The organism is Exiguobacterium sp. SRB7LM, from assembly GCF_015712685.1.
Classification (GTDB): Bacteria; Bacillota; Bacilli; order Exiguobacteriales; family Exiguobacteriaceae; genus Exiguobacterium; species Exiguobacterium profundum.
In genome coordinates, this window is sequence record NZ_VWVR01000006.1 from 1,611,703 (window position 1) to 1,633,629 (window position 21,927).

The following is a 21,927-nucleotide window of genomic DNA, read 5'->3' on the forward strand; positions in this document are numbered from 1 at the left end:
CATCCAGCCATTTCTATATCTCTCGTATTTCTATTTCCGATAGGTCAGTCCGATATACTGCATCTTCTCATTGAACAGACGTGGGTACGCCAGATAGCCGACGAGCGTCGCCGAGATTGAGGCGGTCGTCAAAATCAAGAACAGGATCAAGAGTTGATACAGGACCGCTTCCATCGGGTCAGCTCCTCCGATGATGAGACCGCTCATCATCCCCGGTAGTTGGACGAGTCCCATCGTCTTTTGCGCCTCGACAGTCGGAATCATACTCGTGCGAATCGCATTCTTCAAGCTGCGGTCGATGGCCACTTTCGGTGTACCGCCGAGTGAAAGAATGAGTTCGATGACGTCATCACTCCGCTCGACCTCGTCTTTGAACTTGTTCAAGAACAGGAGCGACAACACCATGCTGTTCCCGATGACCATCCCACTGATCGGAATGACCTTTTCCGGCTCAAACGGGATGATACCGAGCCCGAGCATGAGTCCCATCGTCAGCGCTTCGATCGTCACGAGCGTCAAGACGATAATCCACATGATGCCCGGAATCCCGTCCCCTTTCCGTCGGATATTTTGTGTCGCCGCGACAATCATGAGTAAAATCATCAACAGCATGAAAATCGGACTGTCACTTTCAAAGACGAACGTCAAGATATAGCCGATGATCAATAGTTGAATGATGGAGCGGACGGTCGCAATGATAATATCACGCTCGAGTCCAAGTCGTAGGACGAGTGTCAAGGCAAGCGGGATGACGACGAAGATGAGCGCCGTCGCGAGTTCAATATATGACATCAATCTTCCCCCCTGACGAATCGTTGGATGACGGGATTATCTGTCTCATCGATGAACGATGCGTCCCCAAATGCAAGTAATTCCCCGTCCTTCAAGAACCACATGTCGTCACTCACCCGCCGTGCCTGGTCGAGATCATGGGTGATCCAAATGACGGTCACACCATACGATTGTTGCAGTTTTCGAATGAGTCGCTCGATCTCTTTCACCGTCCGGTAATCGAGGCTCGCCGTGATTTCATCGAGCAAGAGCACGTCCGGTTTATTGACGAGCGTCCGGGCGATGGCGACCCGGCTCCGTTCCCCACCCGACAGTGATTTGACGGGTTGATCGAGGAGCGCCTCACTCAAGTCGACGCGATGGAGCAATTCGGCAGCCCGGTCGCGGTCAAGTGTCTCGTCGAAGATGGCTTTCGGGAGATTCAAATTGTCGTATACGGTCCCTTGAATCATCGGCGCGCTTTGGAACGCCATCCCGATTTTCTTTCGAAGTTCGAGGATGTCCATCTCCGCGATGTCTGCCCCTTTAAAAAGAATCGTGCCCGTATCTGGTGACAGCAATCCGTTGATATGCTTCAGACACGTCGTCTTGCCGGCGCCGCTCGGTCCGACGAACGTCGTGATTCGTCCTTCCCGGAACGACCCGGACACATGCTGCAGGATGTCTTGATGACTCACATCTTTGAATTCAATGATTGACATGCTTCTCTCGCCTCCTGGTTCTAGTGTACAAAAAAGAGAGGATGAGGTGGTCAAGAATGCAGTCTGGAATCGGCTGTCCAAGAAAATCAATCATTAGCAGTTTACTGTTTCGGTATGTACATTTCTAAGGCAGAAATGGTGGAGGAAGGATTTGAGTCATTTCTACTTTCAATTCCTCTTTGAATCTATTTATTTCACAATCATTCATATAAAAGATTAATTCACGTGGTTTACCTGTCTGGAAACGGAGCATGAACCTATAAAGAATTACCTCTTCACGTTCAATTGTCATTCTAAAAATCGGTTCAACAGGATTGAGAATGAATTTGTTCAGTTCCCCGTCTAACATGAGCGCAATTTGTGAAATCAGATATTCATACTCCGATTTCATGAGTAAAGCACCATAAAAATGAAAACTCCCTCTCGATTCGACCGATAACGCTAGCGTTGAAAAAATAAATGGATCGTCTTCCTTTTCTTCATATTTTCGAGGAAAGAGTTCAAAAAACAATCCAGCACGCTCTACAATCGCCATTCCTTACACCTTCTTTGCAAATAAAATCTACGTTAAACCATCTTTGTTACAGTCGGAGGATCAGCGGATAGCACTTCAATCACATCATTTGATGTAAGAAAGACATAGTGCTCCACTTCACCCATGCCCACATATCGTTCAAGAGACTCTTGGGCAAACCATTCCAGATAACTAGAATTTTTCATTTTGAATAATGTCCAATTCCCGTACTCAAGATGTGCATAATACCTATCTAAATGCTCTAACATCCTCAATCGTGAACCTTCATCCGAGTTTCGATAAGAAAGCAAAAGACCATCAAACAGAAATGAATATTTCTGTCCCTCTGTTGCGTCACTTACTATTATTCGCAAAGAATCACCATCATCTATTAAGGACTCTTTATGCAGACGTTCTGGAATAGACTCTACCGGAATCCATTTTTCCCATTCATTCATCTAGCTTCCCCCACTCGTCATTCATTACTTGAATTTATTCTCTTCAATCTTTTGAGCGAATTCCCAACCCTAAAAGTAAGAGACCAAAAATCAGGAAACCTACAAATGTAGTTACGGTCATATTTTGTTACCTTTCGAATCATGTCATCTGTTACAACATTCGAGTTATATTTTGAAATCCCTTGTCCGTCTAATGCGTTCATTTCATACTCATTTCCTTGATAAACATAGTCATCTCAGAACAAAATGAACATGTTTATCGTGTTTAAACATGTTCATTTATGCTTAAACATAGTCATTTCCACTCAAAATGACCATGTTTCTTTTTGTTACAGGTTAAACAAACAAAGCGCCCGACCGTTTCCATACGAAACAGTCGGGCGCTTTTATTAGTTATAATCCCGTTCAATGACGAAGCTCGTCTTGTCCCCGCGGAAGTAGGAGCGTGAGTATTCAATCGCCCGTCCCGACTCATCCTCTGTCACCGTCTCGATATGGAAGCACGGCGACCCGAGTGGACAATCAAGGAGCGCACTCACCTTCTCATCAGCCAAGGCAATCTCCAATGCCTCCGTCGTCTTCGCGACATGAACGTCGTGGACCTCCGCTAGTGTCCGGAAGAGCGAATGTTCCGCCTGTTCTTTCGTGATCCCCGGTGCAATCTGCCACGGGATGAACGAGACCTCATACTGTGTCGGTTCCCCGTCCGCATGACGGATTCGCTCAATCTTTTGAATCGGGGCGTTGTCTTCCGCTTCAAACACCGATGCGATTTGACCGGAGGCCGAGATGACCGAGATGTCAATCAAGGCGACTTGCCCACGTTTCCCTTGGACGGCGAGCTGGGCCGCATAGTTGTTCGGCGTGTACGACAACGTCTGTTGTACTTTCTTCCCGGCGACGAACGTCCCGCGACCTTGTTGACGGACCAGATAGCCTTCCGTCGTCAACTGGTTGAGGGCGCCACGCACCGTCGTCCGGCTCACATCGAACTCCTCGCAAAGCGCGTATTCGGTCGGAAATTTTTCCCCTTCTTTATAGTGCCCACTCTTGATGCGGGACAGCAGTTCATCCTTGATTGCGGTTTGGAGCGTCGATTGCGACATGTCTCCATCTCCTTTACGTTGGGTTGGTTCCTTTATTGTGATACAGCAAGCATACAAATGCAAATACAAAAACTTATTTGTATTATTTGTATTTTTTATATTGCTGAAAGTTGTATCATTTGTTATATTTGTTACGACAAAAAGAAATCGCTTTCAAAGGAGGAGTTGGCACCATGGCAGTCAAGGTCGTCATCATCGGCGGTGGGTCCAGTTACACCCCGGAAATCATCGAAGGATTGATTGATCGACAGGCAACGTTCCCCGTTCGGGAGATTGTGCTCGTCGATATCGAAGAAGGGAGGGAGAAACTAGAGATCGTCGGTCGTCTCGCTCAGCGGATGATTGAAAAGGCAAACGCCGAGATCACACTCAGTTGGACGCTCGATCGAAGAGCCGCACTCGTCGGCGCAGATTTTGTATCCACACAGATTCGGGTCGGTGGACTCAAGGCACGCGCGCTCGATGAACGCATCCCGCTCAAGCACGGCTTCATCGGGCAAGAGACGAACGGCGCAGGCGGATTATTCAAAGCGTTCCGTACCATCCCGGTCTTGATCGACTTGGCAAATGAAGTCGCCGAGATTTGTCCGGATGCCTGGCTCGTCAACTTCACCAATCCGGCGGGCATCGTCACCGAGGCCGTACTCAAGCACTCATCTCATAAGAAGGTCATCGGTGTATGCAACATCCCGTTCAACATGCGAAACTCGGTCGCTGAGATCCTCGAGACGCCTGTCGAACGAGTCGCGATTGAATTTATCGGATTGAACCACTTCGTCTTCGGTCGTCACGTATGGGTCGATGGCGTAGACCGGACGAGTGACGTCCTCGCCTCACTCAACTCAGGCAACGACTACTCGCCGGCGAACATCGTCGGTCTCGGTTGGAGCGAATCGTTCCTATCGTCACTCGGCATGTTACCGAACCCGTATCACCAGTATTACTTCCAGACGAAAGATGTGTTGAAGAAAGATCTCGAGGCGTACGCACAAAATGGCACCCGTGCCGAAGTCGTGCAACAAGTCGAGGCACAGTTGTTCGAGAAATACAAAGACGTCGATCTCGCCGTCAAACCGGAAGAGCTTGAAAAACGTGGAGGCGCCTACTATTCAGACGCCGCCTGCAACTTGATGGACTCGATTCACAACGACCGCGGTGACATCCAGACGGTCAACACGCTCAATAACGGCACGATTCGAGATTTACCAGACGACGCGGTCATCGAAGTGAACGCCGTCATCACGAAGTCGGGGCCTCGCCCAATCTCCATCGGCGCGTTACCGCTACCGATTCGTGGGCTTATCACGAATTTAAAAACGTTTGAACAGCTCGCCATCCAAGCGGCTGTATCTGGCACGTACGAGGACGCCTACCTTGCCTGCCTCATGAACCCGCTCATTCAAGACGAGAAACGGATCGACCCGCTTCTTAAAGAGCTGTTCACAGCGCACGAGGCGTACCTACCCCAATTCAAGAAGGAGGTTTACTCATGAACAAGTTTATTGAAATCGCGGGACGCATCGGGTCCCAAAGGCACTTAGTCGCCATCCGTGACGGATTCGTTTCCGTCATGCCACTCATCATCGTCGGGTCGCTCGCGGTCCTCATCAACAACTTCCCAGCCATCAACATCGGTGGTCTCTCACTCGACTTCGTCGGATCGATGAACAGTATGTTCGGCGAAGGTAATTGGCAAGGGCTTGGCGGTAGCATTTGGAACGCGTCCTTCGCGATACTCGGGCTCCTGATCGCCTTCTCCATCGGGTATAACTTGGCCCGTTCATACGGGATTGACGGGCTCGCGGCGGGGATCTTGTCGCTCGCCTCGTATATCATGCTCGTACCGGTCACTGCTGACTGGGGTCTCAACTTCGCATGGCTCGGCGCACAAGGTCTCTTCGTCGCCATCATCGTATCGATTGTCGTTACAGAAATGTTCCGCTACCTCATCAATACGAAACTGACGATCAAGATGCCAGAAGGTGTACCAGGTGGGGTCACTCGTTCATTCCAAGCGCTCATCCCATCGATGATCATCTTGACGGTCGTCGCAGGATTCCAGCTCTTCATGACGCTCGTCGTCGAACTCAGTGTATTTGAAGTCATCTTTAAAGCGATCCAACAACCGCTCCAAGGATTCGGCGACTCACTCCCGGCTGCCTTGCTCATCGCCTTCTTGAACCACATCCTTTGGTTCTTCGGGCTTCACGGGACGAACATCATCGGCTCGGTCATCGAACCGGTCTACCTCCCGCTCATCGAGCAAAACTTGGCTGCCTTCCAAGCTGGAACGTCAGCGTTTGATGTACCATACACGGTCACAAAACCGTTCTTGGATGCGTTCGTCTTCATGGGTGGATCGGGTACGACGTTCGCGCTCTTACTCGCGATTTTCATCGTAGTCCGCAAACAACGGAATCACCCGTATCACCAAGTTGCAAAACTGTCGACACCAGCCAGTCTCTTTAACATCAACGAACCGGTCATCTTCGGTCTTCCAATCGTATTGAACCCGATCATGCTCGTACCGTTCATCTTAGTGCCGGTCACGCTCACCATCGTCTCTTATGTCGCGCTCTCGACAGGCATGGTTCCGAAGACAGTCGCCATCGTCCCTTGGACAACGCCACCAATCATCAGTGGCTATTTGGTCACGGGCGGTAGCGTTCGCGGCGTCTTGCTCCAAATCGTCAACTTGTCGATTGCGACAGCGATGTATATTCCATTCGTCATGGCAGGAGCGAAGGCGATGACAGTCGAAATCAATAAAAACAAAGCTGCTACTGAGGAAGGAGAAAAGATTTCGTGAAAACCGAAACCATCCAAGAACTCTCGTTTATGATTATCTTACATGCCGGAAATGCACGCTCATCTGCATTCGAGGCTATCGCTGCTGCGAAACGCGGTGAAGCGGACGAAGCGGCGGCAAAGTTGAAAGAAGCCGACGCGGCCTTCTTGGACGCACACAAGCTACAAACGGAGCTGTTACAAGAAGAGGCACGGGGGACGACGAGCGACATGAGCGTCCTCCTCGTCCACGCACAAGACCATCTTATGACGGCGATGACCGTGAAAGAGCTCGCCGTCGAAATGATTGACATGATCACCCGTTTGAATCGATTGGAGGAAACGACATGAACATCTTACTCGTCTGCTCGGCAGGAATGTCGACATCAATCTTAGTGGAAAAAATGCGGAAGGAAGCTGCCGCACGCGGACTCGACGCATCCATTGACGCGATTCCGGAGTCGCGCTTGAAAGAACAGTCGAACGTCGACGTCATCTTGATCGGACCACAAGTCCGCTACCTCGAAGGCAAAATCAAGTCGTCCGTCGACGTCCCAGTCGCGGTCATCGATAACATGGCGTATGGGATGATGAAAGGCGACCTGGTCCTCGACCAGGCACTCGGTCTCGTCAATGCTTAAAACGTTCGTCCTCGTCAACGCCGATGACTTCGGCATGACGACGGGTGTGAACGCCGGCACACTCGACAGTCACGTGAATGGAATCGTCAATTCGGCGACGATGATCATGAACGGGTATGCCGTCGAGGAAGCGGTCCGACTCGCGAAACAACATCCGTCGCTCCGTGTCGGGGTCCATCTCGTCTTGTCTTGGGGCAAACCGCTCGCCGACACGAGTGCTCCCCTCACGAAAGAAGATGGCACGTTCCGCTACACGAGCCGCTTCATGACTGAAGACTCGCCTGACCCGGAACTCGTCTATCTGGAGTGGAAAGCCCAAATCGAGGCGTTCCTTGCGACAGGACTTCCACTCGACCATCTCGACAGCCACCATCACATTCACGGTTGGCCGGTCCTGCACGACGTCATCATTCGGCTCGCTGAAGAATACGACACGACGTTTCGGGCCTTAACAACGCTCGGGTCACGCCGAGACTTGTGGGTGACCGAACGGTTCAGTGATCAGTTCTACGCGGATGGCGTCTCCCATGCGACGCTCGATGCCATCGAACCAGGACGATCCATCGAAGTGATGGTCCATCCGGCCGACCTCGATGATCGTCTTCCGAACGTCACCTCATACCTTGTACCACGCCTCCTCGAAAAACAGGTGTTGGTCGACTATGAACGCCCCGAATGGTGGGCATGACAAAAGCGGGTTCCCTTTCACGGGGACCCGCTTTTTCATAGGTCGAACGCTTGTTGAATCTGTGCCGCTGTCTCTTCCGGACTTAAGTTCGTGTTATCGATCCGAAGATAATGCTCGACGTCTAATTCCCCCGGACGTGAGTTCAATCGATACATCGTCGCCGTCTGCTTCAGTTCCGCCTCGGACCAGGCGATGTCGCGCTTCGACGGTTTATGGGTGAGGCGGTTCTCCGTCGTGTTGCGCGCAAGGCGCTCCTCTATCTCGGCCTCGAGCTCGACATAGTAGATGTCCGCCCCGTGTGACTCGAACAAGCCCGTCACCTTCTTCACGTAATCCCAGTCCTCCTGCATGTCAAACGCCCAGACGAACGTGAAAATCATGCCGGGTAAATCACTCTTGGCGACCGCCTCGAACAGTTCTTGACGAAAGTGTTGGACGAGTCGCTTCCCTTCCGGCGTCCCGTAATTGAAGAACGGTCCAACGAGGTCGATCGTCATATGGTTGTGGAATAATTTCAGTCCGGTTTTATCGGCGAGCGCCTGTCCGACCGTCATCTTGCCGACGGCTTGTGGACCAAATAAGATGATGAATTTCATTGGATGAGCCCCTTTTGTGTCTGTTCATTTCATTTATCATACTAAAGCCGGCGCCGATTTTCATGCGATTGACCAATTTTCCCAATTCATCATGTGATAAACTTCCCTTTTTATGGATGTATTAGATTTTAAGTGAACGGGAAAATACAGACCATCGATGGTCCGTCTTGTTCAAAGGGGGCACTCTTATGCCGAAAGATCCTCAGCTCGAACGTTTTGTATTACGTGTCTCGGTTTTTGCTTCTTTATTCTTTGCCATTTCTGGAATCATTGTCGGTTACTATCTCTCCTCTGCCTTTATCTTATTCGACGGAATCTACTCGTTTTTGAGCGTCATCATGAGTTGGATCTCTCTGCGAGCCGGGGTGTTCATGCTGACGGCAGATAAACGATTCCCGTTCGGTAAAAGTACAATCGAACCGTTCATCATTCTGTTTCAATATGGGGTACTCCTCTATGTCATCGTCACCGCCTTCCTCGGGGCAATCGAGGACATTCGAGGTGGAGGGAACGAACTCGTCCTTGGAGGGGCACTCGTCTATTTGGCCATCAGTGCCGCGTTGACCTATGGAATCTTTCGTTATTTACGAACGTTTCAGCTAAAGGCAAGTTCTGGCCTCGTAAGTGCCGAGATTGTCCAATGGCGGCTCAGCTTCGTCTTGACGGGTGGGGCGCTCGTCGGTTACTTGATCGCCCAAGTGCTCGTCTGGTTGTCCTTCGAAGCCATCTCCCCCTATGTGGATCCGGTCATGTTACTTCTCATCACGATGTGGCTAGTCAAAACACCACTTGTTGAGATGTGGACAGCCATCAAAGAGTTGATTGGAATGAATACGGAGACTCCTTATAGTAAACAAATCACGTTGACCATCCTACAAGTCGCCCATCAATACGACGTCATCAAGACATACGTCCGAACGACAAAGTCTGGGAATCTATTGTTTATCGAGATTGATCTCGTCGTCCCGACCACTTATCGATACGACAAGATTGCCGATCAGGACATGATTCGTCAAAAGATGGAGGACGCTTTGGCTTTCTTACCTTATGAGAAATGGTTGACGATTTCGTTCACACATGACAACCGATGGGCAGAATAAAGACGGATGACAACTGTCACCCGCCTGTTCCTCATCCTTCAAACGCCCGACGCAGCACTTCTTCTTCCTCTGCATTTCCGAGATTCCGATGCACCACTCGCTCCACCTCGATGTTGAGCTCCTCTTTTAAAAGGCTTGCGCTCCGCTCTTGCCCGATGATGACGATCTCGTTCCAATGATGTTTCTTCCGCAGAGACCGAATCTCTCCAGCGATTTCACGATAGAATCGCTGGATTTGTTTTTCTTTCCGACTGTCGAATTGATCGACTTGACTACTTGAAGCAGCATGTTGTCTCGAACCACGTCCCTGATACCTGCGCCACTCATCCGAATTCAAATCGAGTTCATAGACCGTGACGTCTTCGACCTCACCGAGTCTCGTATCATAAACGGTGATCGCATCCATCTGCGGAAGCAAGATGCCGGTATTCGGGAACTCGGCATCTAATTTTTCAATTTGATTGAGGACCGGTTCTTTTTCATAGTGAAACTCATTGTCGACATCGAGTTGAAGGAAATGAAGTTCGAACAATCCATCTTTCCCTTCTGCGAATAAGACGATGCTTCGCAACAGTTTATGTTCATTGCTTTTAATCTCTTGTTCGGTCCGTTCCCTCACTCCTTTGAACGCCTTCACCAATGTCTCATCCCCGCTCGCTTCGACTTCTTGTTCGAGCCGGCGCAACTCATTCTTCAAATGAATCTCCCATTTATCCCGCTCACTTGGCTTGGTGCTCAAGTAAAGACTGAGCACCCCTGCCTCTGCATTATGAAGTTTCTTGATCTTTCCAAGTTCAGTTGATAATGCCATCATAACTCCTCCTTAATAGATAAACGCAGCGAGTATCCCCGTGATAAAGACAGATGTGATGGTGACCGTCGAGAATCCAGCAACAATCATTTTCGGTAAAATCTCATCTTCAATAATATGCACCTCCTCTTCCGTCTCACCGATATTTTTCGCCGCCTCCTCACTTAAGATCAGCGTCCCTGGGAAACCATATAACGCCGTCAATCCGATTGCCATCGACATCTCTTTTGAATAGCCGAGGAACCGCCCGGCGAGGAAGGCGAATAAGAGAAGCCCGGTCACCCCGAATGCAAATGCGATGGTAATTGGGACGATCAAGTCGAACAGGTCGCTCGGAGACAACGTGGCGAGCGGTCCGAAGATGATGAGCAAAATTGCAATCATGATCAACCCATATGCATCGATCCCGTTCAAGGCGTTCGCTTTCAGCACTTTGAAGCGACGTAAGATGATTCCGAGAATCAAGGCGATCACGAACGTGTTCAAGTAGCCGTTCGTCCAACCGCTGATGACGGTGGCAATCAACACGACGCCTCCCATGACGAACAAAGTTCCTGCCGTCGTATGGAAAGGTGCTGGCAAGATCGAATCATCTGTCTCATCATGGACGACTGCGTGCTCTTTCGGTGTGGCGAGCGTCCCATCCCGATAGGCGGTCTGAATCCGACGCGCTTCTTTTCTCAAAATGATGGACGTGAGCGGAAAGCCGATCAAACCTTGAGTCGCTGCAATCAGTACCGGAAACACGGCGACCGACACAAGCCCCGCGTTGATTGCGGCGTCTTGAACGAGAATGATCGAGATGGTTCCGCCGCTGATGGCTGCAATGCCACTCAAGATATAGTTCGTATCGAGAAAAATCTGTCCAAACGCGTACATGAAGACGGCAATACCTACGACAGCAGACACCCCGATCACGAACGTTTTCCATTGACGTTTAAATTCATCTAGGCTGATGAGCGTTCCGAGATGGACGATGACGAGTCCGACGACTGTCTGACCGAGCGCTAACAATGAAGACGACGGCAACAAGTCTTCCGGGAACAACCCGGATTTAAACCCGACGAGAAAAATGATGGACGCCACAAATAATGAAGATAATAGAGCTTTCGTTTTTTTGGCGACATAATCGCTCACCGTCCATATCAACATGACAATCGTAAAGGCGAGTAAGGAGTTCATGCGCGAAATCCCCTTTCTGGGTTCAAACACGTGGTTGATAACTAAATCCTAAACCGTGTACGTCTGCGACATTGTAGACAATCATGAACGACTGTTTGTCGATCGCATTGACGGCTTTGAGTGCTGTCTGGTACTCGCTCCGCGTCAACACGATCATCAACATCTCTCGATCTTCCCCTTGAAATCCTCCTCTGACATCAAACACGGTAATGCCTCGGTCGACTTCTCGATAGAGCGCTTGTTTGATTTCATCGAGATGAGACTCACTCATAATAAAGATCGCTTTCTTCCGATCGAGCCCGAGTTCGATATACGCCATGACGGCCGATGTCAAAATAATGGAGGAGATGGCGAATAGGAACGACTCGACTCCAAATACGAACACACTCGATACGACGATAAGGGCGTCCGTCAAAAAGAATCCGATCGCCGTATTCAATCCCGTATATTTGTGCAATATCAACGGCGGAATTGTGGTCCCCCCACTCGAAGCCCCGATTCGATAGAGCATCGCGACGGCAACGGCGAACAAGATGCTACCGAAGACGACCGAGAAGAACCGATCTGACGTGACCATATACTTCGGAATGACCGCGAGCGCAATCGGTAAAAACAGACTACCGAGTAAAGTGTTATAAAACACTTTCTTCCCAAGAAAGACGAATGTCAGGATGAGCAAGAGTCCGTTTAGAACCGAGACGACAATCGAACGATCGATATCAAGGACTTCCTCTAATAGAATCCCAATCCCGGTCACACCGCCTGCGGCGATGTCGTGAGGACCTAAAAATAGATTGATGGCTAACCCGATGACGATGATGGCAGCGAGAATTACCGCGACATCACTTATTCTTTTACGCATCACAATCCCTTCCTCTCACGAGCGGAACGTCTGCATCGTCTCAATGACCCGTAAGACAAAAGAGACACTATCTTCTAATTCTTTGATTGGAATCGATTCGTCGACGGTATGAATGGCTTCATATCCAATCGAAACATTCAACGCCACTTTCCCGGACTCGTTGAACACGTTCGCATCACTTCCTCCGCCACTATGCTCGTAGCGGACTGAAAAAGATTGATCCGTCAATGCTTCCGCCACGTGTTGAACGAACGGTTCATCTTCTGAAAACCGATAGCTCCGAATCATCTGTTCTGTTTTGATGTCGACTGTCCCTCCATGATTTGAAGCTGCCTGTTCAAATGCAAGAATCATGTGCTTCACCTGGTCCACACACGCTTCATGATCAAGTGATCTCGCCTCCCCGACTAACGTCACCTGCTCCATGACGACATTACTCCCCGTTCCTCCGGATATTTTGCCAATGTTTGCTGTCGTCTTTTCCGATATCCTGCCGAGTTTCATGTTTTGAATGGCGTCCGAAGCAATGAGGAGTGCAGAGATTCCTTTTTCCGGCTCAAGTCCCGCATGGGCAGCTCGTCCGTGAATGTCGACTTGAAGACTAAACATGCTTGGGGAACTTAAGATGATACCGCCGACCGACCCACCATTGTCAAGAATCAGCCCATGTGTTGCTTGAATCGTCGACATATCAAGCGCTTTAGCACCAAGCAATCCAACTTCCTCGCCAGGGGTAAAGACAAGCTCGATTGGTCCGTGTCGAATGCCTTCACTCTGCAAACGCTCCACGACTTCGAGCATGATGGCAATTCCCGCTTTATCATCGGCCGCCAAAATCGTCTCCCCTTCAGAAAAAACGATATCATCCCGGACGATTGGAACGATTCCTTTCCCCGGAGACACCGTATCGATATGAGCCGATAAAAATAACGGTTCGATTGAAGAATCTCCTTTCAGACGAGCAATCAGATTGTTCGATCCAAGATTGGTCCGATCTTTCGAATCATCTTCATCGATTTCGAGACCCATGCGGGCACATCGTTCTTTTAATTCATCTAAAAACGGACCTTCTGCATAGGATTCCGAATCGATTCGCACAAGTTCCATAAACGTTTCCGTCAATCGGGATGACATCTCAATCATTCCTTTCGATAGGTTGTTTCGACGATTTACGCAATTGATACAATTTTTGAAGGTTAAGGAATGTGACTTTTAACACGGCGTAGAAAGGAACAGCAAGCAACATACCGACAATACCGGCTAATCGACCTGCGACGAGTAAGACCAAGGTAATCGTGATGGGGTGGACCCGTAGCGACTTTCCTTGTACAAGAGGAGAGATGACATTGGCATCTAATTGTTGAATGATGGTAATCGCGACAATGACATAAATCGCTTTGACCGGTTCATCAATGAACGCGATCAAGACAGCTGGAGCGGCCCCGAGAAAAGGACCGAAATAAGGAATGATGTTCGTAGCAAAGATAAAGATTCCGAGCGGCAAGAAGAACGGGACATCGAGTAACCAGAGCGCAATCGTCGCGAAGAAGCCGACGAACGTACAGACGATCAACTGGGCTCGAACGTATCGTTTGATTGTCTCATGCATGTCATGAAGGATTTGACGAGCATCTTGTTCATAAGTTCCTGGGACCCAGCGCACAATCGCACTCGCCAGTTTTCCTCCATCAATCAGCATAAACACATACAAGAACAAGGCAATAAATAGGGTGAATAATCCCGAGATGATAAACGCGAGGACACGACCGAGTGACCCGGCTACACTTCCAATCACTGCACCGACCGTATCCGTCAATTGACGAATCCACGTATCAATGGAGGTCTCATTTTGATTGATATAGTTCTGGAACCACGTATATTCTTCCAAGGCTCGATACAAGTTGACAAGTTGCCGGTAACTCGCTTCCGCCACTCGAGGAAAGGCATCGAGGAGAGCGAAGAGTTGGCGAGTCAAAATCGGACCGAGGGTAATCACAAACAACACAGTGAGGAGGAGTAATATCATTAGAATGATGAGAATCGCAAACGATCGTCGCTTTAACCTACTTTCGAGCCAATCGACGAATCCGACAGTGAGATAGAATAAGACTCCTGCGATTAGAAATGGCGTGAGGACCGTGGCAAAAAAGATTCCGAGTGGGTAAAAGATAAATTCGACTTGCTTCAACATAAAAAGAATCGTTAAGATGAGCAGCACCCAAATCCCGTTACGAAAGGCCGGGGTGAGCCAGAAGGGTTGCATGGCATGTCTCCTTTCATGGAATCATACCTACTTTTTCCCCGATTCCTAAAAATCATTCTTTCACAGGGAAAACAACACAATTCATCCGAACACCCTCCAAAATATTTGTTTACCTCTTTCCAAATGAAGGAATAAGCATAGCATCGAACTTTATGGAAAGAAGGTGCCCCCGTGACTTGTCCCCACTGCGGAAAGAAGACACGATCGAAAACGGTCTGTCCGACGTGTGGCCGCCGCTCACGTCGCACGATTTGGTTATTTGCCACTCCATTCGCTATCGCACTCATTGCCTTTGTCACCTTCATTGGAAACGCCTATTTCAAGGACATGCTACGTTCGACCGACTCGCTCGCCGATCAGGTCAACTTGCCGATTGGGGAAGATACGGTCTCCGCTGACGAAGCGACACCGGTCGACTTCGCCGCCTTACAGGACAGCCTCTTCACCGTCAGTTACGGAACGGGATTTTTGGTGAGCTCACGCGATGTCGTCACCGCCGCCTCGAATGTGGCCGGGTTGACGAATATCATCATGTACCATGACGGTGAGGCCGTCTCCGGCACCGTCGTCGGTCGGACGAAACTCATTGCTGTCATTCGAATCGAAGAGACGGAGAACACACCATACACACTCACGCAAGCGATCGCCGCAGAGGACGAGACGTTGACCACATTGACGATGCAAGAACGCATCAACGGTACGGTCACATTCGCCGAGAACGGCTATAGCCGAAACTTTGAATTGCCACGTCATGCGTATGGCAGTCCACTCCTTTCAGCATCCGGGCGAGTCGTCGCCATCCATTTGCGTGGAATCGCCTTGCCGACCGCACTATTTGAACAAGACATCCGTACGTTCATCGCAAAAGATGCACCGGCACCGCCACCCATCGAACTCGCACCGGTCGAGCCGATCAAACCGGATTTGACAGAAGAACCGGTCGTCGTTCCGGAAACGCCTTCTATTCCTGAGGCACAACCTGAAATCCCACCTGTCACTGAACCGGAGGCACCGGTCGAGGAAGAAGTCGAAGAGGAGGTTGTGGAAGAGCCCGAACCGACGACACCTGAAGTGACGCCAGAAGAACCTGCGGAACCGCCGAGTGAACCGGAGGAACCGACGGATCCACCGGAAACGGAAGAGCCGATTGAAGACGATCCTCCAGTGACTGAGCCGGAGGAACCGAGCGAACCGGAAGAGCCAGCGGAGCCAGAAGAACCGACGACACTCGAACCAGACGGGGATGAGGACTCCATCGTCGAAGACGATCCGGACACTGAAGAAAACATAAATGAAGAAGAAAACGACACAAGCACCCCATCCGAATGATGGAGTGCTTGTTATTCGTCACGTGTGAAACGTCGTTGGAGATTGCCGAGCACCGCTCCTAGTCCGAGTAGTAGAATCGACAGCGCCCAGAACGGGAGCGCGTCTTGCAATAACCAGACGACGAGGGCACTGAAGCCGACGACGGCTCCAAGCCATAGAAAGTTCCGTTGTCCCATGTCATTCACCTCGTCCTCATCATAACACATCGACCCGACGTGCCGTCGCTTGCGGTGGCAAGGAGCGCGTCAACCGTTCATCATGCTCGACTCGAACCTGTTGTCCGATGAGAAGCGGTGTCTCATCCAAAAGAGGTCTCGCTACATGAAACACGATGCCGTCAAACGGTTCTGCCTCCCGCGTCGGCGTGACGCGGATTTTCTCATCCATCACCTCTGCGACATATCCAGTGAACGTCGCCATGCCGTTCCCCTCCTTTCCAGTCCTTACTGTCCATTTCCCGTTTTTGCAAAAGATGCTACTCGACTGTGACAAGAACAAGTATAATAGAGCGACACTAGTACTTGTGAGGAGGACACCCTATGACACAAACGATCGATTTACACACCCCAGAGTTCCAGCGCACGTTCCTTGAGATGATGCTCCTCGCAGAATTAACGGAAGCTTATAACGCTGAAGCCATCAATGACATGGCGACACGGGGCGAGACCGCGTTCCCGGACGACCCATTCTTCCCGGCGATGCGTGCTTATCCATATATTCGAGAAGGTGACACCGATTCGGCCAAACCGTGGCTCGAGAAAGCGAGCGCGCTCGGCGATCACTACATTCTTCATATGTTAAAAGGATTTGTCAGTGAAGACACCGGATTCACGTTCGAGGCGGAACAACACTTTCTCCGTGGCGTCGAACGCTACCCGGATGTCCCAATCATGCATCGCGCCCTTGCCGTCCACTACTTCGACCGCAAGTTCCATGGCGAGGCCGGTCTTCATATCATGAACTATGTCCGACTTGCCGGATTTGGTCCGGACACTGTCCCGATGTTGCTCGAATTTTTCCAAGTGTATGACGACATTCCGCTCGATATGGTCGATGAACTGATGAAGACGGCGAGCGGTTACTTAACATTAAACCCGCATGACCCACATGCCCACTCCTTATACGCGTCTATGTGTAGCCATCGTTTCGCTGCACTGACGGCCGAGTTGAAGGACGATGACCCGCTTACCGACGAGATGATTTGGATGCTCCTTGAAGTCGAGAATCACGGGATGTGGAGTGCGACCTATGACCGCAGCGAAGAGCGAATGTTCCGCCACATGTTCGCGGAATACGTCGACAACGTCATTCTTCCGAACACGTCACAGTTGTATGTATGGCGCCTTCGGTTGCGTTACTTGACACGTCGCCTGACACACCGCTTCACGGGTGGCTACTCTGTACCGACATCCTAAAAAACATCACGCCAACATGGCGTGATGTTTTTGTTTATCCGGCATACGGTTTAATCGGTCCGCGCAGGCTGAACGAGTAGTCCTCCGGATCGACAATCCCGACGACTTCGTCGCCTTCAAGTAACTCCCATAGGAACTCTGCCATCTCACGCGCCGTATGATACTTCGCGACGTTCTCACTGTAGTCGAATCCTTCCGTATCGCGAGCCCGGTCAGCGAAGCTCGTCTCCGTCGCGGCCGGTGCGAGTACTTTCGCCCGAAGTTTGGCACCACTCTGCTTCAACTCTTGTGCGAGTCCTTCCGTATACGCACTGACGAAGAACTTCGTCGCACAATATGTGACCGAGTTCGGGACGATTCGATATCCCCCGACAGACGACACGTTCAACAGTTGTGCCCCTTCGACGTCATGATAATCCCGAACGTATAGACTCGATAAGACGGTGAGTGCCTCGATATTCAAACGAATCATGTTCTCGATTTTACCAAGGTCGACGTCCTTGATGAGATCTGCATCCCCGAATCCTGCATTGTTGATCCACGTCTCGATGTCGAGGTCCGCAAGCGATTCATATAATCCGTACACGTTCTCGCTATATGATAGGTCGGTCGATTTGATGATGACGTCACTGTCCGACGAGATCGATTTGATTTCATCGCGTAACGACTCCAACTCTTCTTTTCGTCTTGCGACGAGCACGAGCGACTTTCCTTTTTCAGCTAAAAGTTTCGCTGTCTCATACCCTATACCTGAACTGGCTCCTGTAATGACCGTATACTTCATATAATCCACTCCTTTTTTTCATTTACCTTGTTGTTCATTCCCCACTTTCTTCATCGCGAATCGTTCCGATGTGAACGAAAAGCCCTGACTCCAAGGAGACAGGGCTTTCAACTTATGTCGTGAATCGACCAATCAGTGTCTGCAGGTCACTCGTCATATTGCCGAGTGATTCGGCGACACCGTTCAATTCTTGAATCATCGCGAGTTGGGCGTCAGCCGTCTCACCGACCGTACGCATCGTGTCGGCCATCCCTTCACTGTCTTGTGACATTTGAAGAGAGGACGTCGCGACTTGTTTCGTCGTCTCCGCAATCTCATGCGAGGCGATGCGGATATGTGACGTATTATCGACTGATGTCTCGAGCTGACTGACAATCTGTTCGAACGCACGTGTCGCTCGTTCGAGCAACAACGTGTTCGTCTCGACGCGTTTCGCACTGACGACGTGTTGGTCGAGAACGGCGTTCGACTGTGTCTGAATCGACTCGATCAATCCGGCGATCTGTGTCGCCGACTGCTTCGACTGCTCGGCAAGTTTACGCACTTCTTCTGCAACAACGGCGAATCCTTTTCCTTGCTCACCGGCACGTGCCGCTTCGATGGCCGCGTTCAATGCCAACAAGTTTGTCTGGTCGGTAATCGATTGGATGACCTCGGTGATAAGGGCGATCTCGTCAGACTGTTGCTTCAGTGCCGAAATCGATTCTCCCGTCAGACGTGTCTCCCGCTCCAGTGCGAGCACTTCGTCTTTCGCCTGAGCCATCGTCGCACCACCTTCTTCGGCGAGCTTCAAACTCTGTGACACGTCATCGTCAATCGAGCCGATCGAGCCAGCGATGCGACCGATGCCTTCATCGGCAGCAGCCACCGCTTGAGATGTTCCAGTCGCTTCTTTCGCCTGCGCGACCGTTTCTTCCACGACTCGGTCGATGAGACGTGTCGTTTCCTCCGTCTGTGACGCCATCTCTTCCGTACTCGCATACAGTTCTTCCGATTGTGCTGTGATTTCCTGTGCGTTTTGGGTGACGCGGTCAATGAGTTCACGCAAATTTCCCTTCATGCGGTTGAATCCGGTCATCAATTGTCCGATTTCATCTTGCGTGAGCGCCTGAAGGTCATCGCGGGTCAAATCACCTTCCGCGACTACTTCTACTTCTTTCGCTAAGAATCGCAACGGGGTCGTGACCATATGACTAATGGCATATCCGGCACCAAACATCAGTATCAGACTGACAACTGCAATCACGACTGAGTACCAAAAGGCACGCTCACCTGCCTCCTGCAATTCGGCTTGCATCGCAATTAACTGCTCTTCTGTTTCGGCTTGTAACGTCTCACCTGTCGATGAGATGGATTTGGTCACGTCCGGCATGAGACGGAATACTAATCGATCGATTGCTTCTTGATCTTTTGAGTCAATTGCCGCGATGGCTTGTGTCGCCAACTCATCATATCCTGTCGCGTATCCGAGTAACGATTCATATTCCTTTCGTTCGGTCTCATTGTCCGCGAGTTCAATCAACGATTCGATGGCGGCTTTCTTCTCTTCTCCGCCCCGGCTGATTTGTTGTTTGCGCTCATTATCCTGTAGGAGCACATACCCGCGGACACCATACGCTTGACGGACCATCCCGAGCGCCAAGTCGTCTGCCGCTTTCATCTTCATGACATCGTTTGAAATCATGTGTTCATATTGACTCGTCATCCGATCGAGCGTCCACAGATTGTATCCCATTCCAACGATTGTCAAAATTAGAATCAAACCGATACTCGTCATGATTTTTCTTGATAACGTCCATTCGTTCAACATCTTTTTCACGTACTACGAGGAGTAATCTCCTCTTCCACCTCTTTTTCTCTCTATTTTTATGTATTGCCTTTTCTTTATCGGACGCAACAGCCTAATTTGTACCAACAATTTGAAATTCATTTATGTATTGACCTATCTTTTTATTTTTTGTACTAGGCACAAAAAAAGAACCAGACATCTGCCTGGTTCTGAGTCTTGCTTATAGCTTGAATTGCGCCACGCGATTCGAGAGTTCGGTCGCCCGTTTTTCTGTTTCGCCCATCTTCGCCTGAACGTCGTTGAAACGCTCGACTGAGAGTTGAACTTTTTCTGAAATCGACTGCGTTCCGTCCGCACCTTCTGTCACGGTCGTCGCCACTTCTTGAATAACACCAAGAATGTTGTCCGTCATATGGCGAAGTTGAAGCGCGTTACCTTCGAACGTCTTCGCTGTCTCTCCGAACACTGTCGCATCCTGTTCATATTGCGTTGCCGACTCTTCGAGACGGTCGTAGTCGGCCATGACTTTCGTATTGAGGAACGTCAACATATCTTCCGAACTCGTATTGAGTCGTTCGACCGAATCGATGACCGTGTTTGACACGTCACGAATCTCGTTGACCGTCTGACGTGAGTTTTCCGCCAATTTGCGGATTTCTGATGCAACGACCGCAAAGCCGCGACCTGCCTCACCAGCACGTGCCGCTTCAATCGAAGCGTTCAAAGCGAGTAAGTTTGTCTGGTCAGCAATCGCAAGAATAGCTGTCGTCAAGACACGAATCTCTTCAACCGACTGTGCTCCTTTGATGGCTTCTGCGAGCTCGACCTGTTTCTTCTCGATAATCGACACTGCTTCTGTTTTCGAAACAACGGCTTGCTCCCGCATCTCGTGCGCTCGAGCTTCGACACGATTTGCCGTTTCGGCACTCTCATTGGATAAGTCGACGATTGAATCGATCGAACTTCCCATTTCTGTCGTCGAGGCACTCATTTCTTGCGAAGAGGCTGCCGTTTCTTCCATACCGGCCGTCAATTCTTCGACCGTTCCAGACGTCTCTTCCATATAGTGACTGAGTCGCGTCACTTCAGCAGATACGTCTTTTGAAGACGAGAGAACGACTTTCGCTGTCTCATCGACATCAATCATGATCTCACGTAGTGTCGCGAGGAACGTGTTGAATGAACGACTGACTTGTGCAATCTCATCATTCGACGTGACCGGAATCGTCATCGTCAAATCGCCACCTTGAGTCGCGAGTTCATCAAAGCGTGTCTGAAGTGTGCGCATCGGTCGGATAATCGAACGCAACAGGCTGAGCCCGAGGAACAAGAGAATCGCCACAGCCCCAATCGTCACGGCAATCAACGCCATGAGGGACTGCATGAATTCACTTTCCATGTTGTGTCCGACACGTTGTGAACCTTCCGAGTTGTAGTCGACAAGGTCCGCTAGTTTTTGTGTGAAGTTGTCATATGTAGATTTAGACTGTGCATCATAGTATGAGCGCGCCATCCCTGTGTTACCGGTCGAGCTGAACGTCAACATGTTGTCCGAGACGCGTTGATACATCTCCCATTGACGCGAGAAATTCTGGAATAGTTCTTTGTCTTCCGCACCTGAAGCCGTTTTTTCATACTTTGGTGCAATCGTATTGATTTCTTCACGAATCTCTTTCATCTGTGTCATGAGCTCTTCTTTTTTGGTCGCATCCTCTGTCACGATGTGATCGAGTTCGAGTGTTCGATAGTTTGCGGCGAGTGTGTTGAGTTCATGAGCATAATCGAGCCCTTTGTTCCAGTTATTGACGATATCGTCCGCTTGACGGTTCGCGTCACTCATTGAAAACAGTGCGTAACCACCAACGCCAAAGACCATGACGAGCGATATGATGACGAGCCCCCATAATTTTTGACGTATCGTCAAATTCTTTCCAACGTTCGCTCCGAAAGATGTCGTGCGTTCACGCTTCTCTCCGCGTTTCCATTTGAGTGTCGGTTTCCACGTCCATGTCGGTTTTCGTTTGATCCGGCTTAGTGCCTTAGACCATGTTGATTTCCATGCCATCTATGTATTCCCCTCTCAATCATACAGTGTTTCCTATACTATCG

The 21,927-nt window shown here is 50.0% G+C and carries 24 protein-coding genes; 8 read left to right on the forward strand and 16 right to left on the reverse strand.

All coding sequences use genetic code 11. The features are described 5' to 3' along the window. Positions 1-30: 30 nt before the first annotated feature. The 5 genes from F3H97_RS09000 to F3H97_RS09020 all read right to left on the reverse strand — a co-directional run bounded on the left by F3H97_RS09000 (position 31) and on the right by F3H97_RS09020 (position 3,571). Complete coding sequence (locus F3H97_RS09000) at positions 31-792, reverse strand: ABC transporter permease (RefSeq protein ID WP_078147521.1); 762 nt, start codon at positions 790-792, stop codon at positions 31-33. Then, a complete protein-coding gene (locus tag F3H97_RS09005; protein ID WP_196431148.1) occupies positions 792-1,493 on the reverse strand; it encodes an ABC transporter ATP-binding protein in 702 nt (233 codons plus the stop codon). Before F3H97_RS09005 ends, F3H97_RS09000 begins: the two co-directional genes overlap by 1 nt. Positions 1,494-1,617: 124 nt before the next feature. Then, entirely contained in the window at positions 1,618-2,028 is a 411-nt protein-coding gene (locus tag F3H97_RS09010; RefSeq protein ID WP_012727184.1) for a hypothetical protein, read from the reverse strand. 32 nt (positions 2,029-2,060) lie between these two features. Then, positions 2,061-2,465 carry a hypothetical protein gene (locus tag F3H97_RS09015; protein WP_196431149.1) on the reverse strand — a complete coding sequence of 135 codons (405 nt, stop codon included), beginning with the start codon at positions 2,463-2,465 and terminating at the stop codon, positions 2,061-2,063. A gap of 389 nt (positions 2,466-2,854) precedes the next feature. Next, positions 2,855-3,571, reverse strand: a complete 717-nt coding sequence (locus F3H97_RS09020; protein ID WP_012727186.1) for a GntR family transcriptional regulator — start codon at positions 3,569-3,571, stop codon at positions 2,855-2,857. 173 nt (positions 3,572-3,744) lie between these two features. Between F3H97_RS09020 and F3H97_RS09025 the strand changes: the two genes are divergently transcribed. Genes F3H97_RS09025 through F3H97_RS09045 form a run of 5 tightly spaced genes read left to right on the forward strand, consistent with a single transcriptional unit; the run spans position 3,745 to position 7,687 of the window. After that, positions 3,745-5,064: a 6-phospho-beta-glucosidase gene (locus F3H97_RS09025; protein ID WP_159562858.1), complete on the forward strand. Its 1,320-nt coding sequence runs from the start codon at positions 3,745-3,747 to the stop codon at positions 5,062-5,064. Then, positions 5,061-6,380, forward strand: coding sequence for a PTS sugar transporter subunit IIC (locus F3H97_RS09030; RefSeq protein WP_196431150.1), 1,320 nt, complete (start codon positions 5,061-5,063; stop codon positions 6,378-6,380). Before F3H97_RS09025 ends, F3H97_RS09030 begins: the two co-directional genes overlap by 4 nt. Then, on the forward strand, positions 6,377-6,709 hold the full coding sequence (locus F3H97_RS09035; protein ID WP_084156011.1) for a PTS sugar transporter subunit IIA: 333 nt from the start codon (positions 6,377-6,379) through the stop codon (positions 6,707-6,709). The genes F3H97_RS09030 and F3H97_RS09035 overlap by 4 nt, the downstream gene beginning before the upstream one ends. Then, positions 6,706-6,999, forward strand: a complete 294-nt coding sequence (locus tag F3H97_RS09040) for a PTS sugar transporter subunit IIB (RefSeq protein ID WP_012727190.1) — start codon at positions 6,706-6,708, stop codon at positions 6,997-6,999. The genes F3H97_RS09035 and F3H97_RS09040 overlap by 4 nt, the downstream gene beginning before the upstream one ends. Beyond that, entirely contained in the window at positions 6,992-7,687 is a 696-nt protein-coding gene (locus F3H97_RS09045) for a carbohydrate deacetylase (protein ID WP_196431151.1), read from the forward strand. Before F3H97_RS09040 ends, F3H97_RS09045 begins: the two co-directional genes overlap by 8 nt. 35 nt (positions 7,688-7,722) lie before the next feature. Here the strand turns inward: F3H97_RS09045 and F3H97_RS09050 are convergent, their stop codons facing one another. Next, positions 7,723-8,283, reverse strand: a complete 561-nt coding sequence (locus F3H97_RS09050; protein WP_031422484.1) for an AAA family ATPase — start codon at positions 8,281-8,283, stop codon at positions 7,723-7,725. Positions 8,284-8,471: 188 nt separating this feature from the next. Here F3H97_RS09050 and F3H97_RS09055 point away from each other — a divergent pair, with 188 nt between their 5' ends. Then, complete coding sequence (locus F3H97_RS09055; RefSeq protein ID WP_159562859.1) at positions 8,472-9,383, forward strand: cation diffusion facilitator family transporter; 912 nt, start codon at positions 8,472-8,474, stop codon at positions 9,381-9,383. Positions 9,384-9,414: 31 nt separating this feature from the next. On the opposite strand, the gene F3H97_RS09060 is transcribed toward F3H97_RS09055, so the two are convergent. From F3H97_RS09060 to F3H97_RS09080, 5 genes are read right to left on the reverse strand one after another with little or no spacing between them, the layout of a single operon-like run. Next, entirely contained in the window at positions 9,415-10,194 is a 780-nt protein-coding gene (locus tag F3H97_RS09060) for a VLRF1 family aeRF1-type release factor (RefSeq protein WP_196431152.1), read from the reverse strand. Between the two features lie 12 nt (positions 10,195-10,206). Further along, the gene (locus F3H97_RS09065; protein WP_196431153.1) at positions 10,207-11,376 is read right to left on the reverse strand and encodes a hypothetical protein; all 1,170 of its coding nucleotides are present in this window, start codon (positions 11,374-11,376) and stop codon (positions 10,207-10,209) included. Positions 11,377-11,398: 22 nt separating this feature from the next. Then, entirely contained in the window at positions 11,399-12,238 is an 840-nt protein-coding gene (locus tag F3H97_RS09070) for a YitT family protein (RefSeq protein ID WP_159562862.1), read from the reverse strand. A 15-nt stretch (positions 12,239-12,253) separates the two neighbouring features. Then, positions 12,254-13,372 carry a M20/M25/M40 family metallo-hydrolase gene (locus F3H97_RS09075; protein ID WP_196431154.1) on the reverse strand — a complete coding sequence of 373 codons (1,119 nt, stop codon included), beginning with the start codon at positions 13,370-13,372 and terminating at the stop codon, positions 12,254-12,256. 1 nt (position 13,373) lies between these two features. Next, positions 13,374-14,501: an AI-2E family transporter gene (locus F3H97_RS09080; RefSeq protein WP_196431155.1), complete on the reverse strand. Its 1,128-nt coding sequence runs from the start codon at positions 14,499-14,501 to the stop codon at positions 13,374-13,376. 171 nt (positions 14,502-14,672) lie between these two features. Between F3H97_RS09080 and F3H97_RS09085 the strand changes: the two genes are divergently transcribed. Further along, positions 14,673-15,830 (forward strand): S1 family serine peptidase, encoded by a 1,158-nt coding sequence (locus tag F3H97_RS09085; protein ID WP_196431156.1) that lies wholly within the window; start codon positions 14,673-14,675, stop codon positions 15,828-15,830. Between the two features lie 11 nt (positions 15,831-15,841). Here F3H97_RS09085 and F3H97_RS09090 read toward each other — a convergent pair whose 3' ends face one another. Further along, positions 15,842-16,006: a hypothetical protein gene (locus tag F3H97_RS09090; RefSeq protein ID WP_012727200.1), complete on the reverse strand. Its 165-nt coding sequence runs from the start codon at positions 16,004-16,006 to the stop codon at positions 15,842-15,844. 19 nt (positions 16,007-16,025) lie between these two features. Then, entirely contained in the window at positions 16,026-16,250 is a 225-nt protein-coding gene (locus F3H97_RS09095) for a hypothetical protein (RefSeq protein WP_196431157.1), read from the reverse strand. Between the two features lie 119 nt (positions 16,251-16,369). Between F3H97_RS09095 and F3H97_RS09100 the strand changes: the two genes are divergently transcribed. After that, complete coding sequence (locus tag F3H97_RS09100) at positions 16,370-17,245, forward strand: tetratricopeptide repeat protein (protein WP_196431158.1); 876 nt, start codon at positions 16,370-16,372, stop codon at positions 17,243-17,245. Between the two features lie 34 nt (positions 17,246-17,279). Here F3H97_RS09100 and F3H97_RS09105 read toward each other — a convergent pair whose 3' ends face one another. From F3H97_RS09105 to F3H97_RS09115, 3 genes are all read right to left on the reverse strand, one after another. Further along, positions 17,280-18,029, reverse strand: coding sequence for an SDR family NAD(P)-dependent oxidoreductase (locus F3H97_RS09105; protein WP_196431159.1), 750 nt, complete (start codon positions 18,027-18,029; stop codon positions 17,280-17,282). Positions 18,030-18,141: 112 nt separating this feature from the next. Then, positions 18,142-19,839 (reverse strand): methyl-accepting chemotaxis protein, encoded by a 1,698-nt coding sequence (locus F3H97_RS09110; RefSeq protein WP_196431160.1) that lies wholly within the window; start codon positions 19,837-19,839, stop codon positions 18,142-18,144. Positions 19,840-20,038: 199 nt separating this feature from the next. Next, complete coding sequence (locus tag F3H97_RS09115; RefSeq protein ID WP_196431161.1) at positions 20,039-21,883, reverse strand: methyl-accepting chemotaxis protein; 1,845 nt, start codon at positions 21,881-21,883, stop codon at positions 20,039-20,041. Positions 21,884-21,927: the final 44 nt, after the last annotated feature.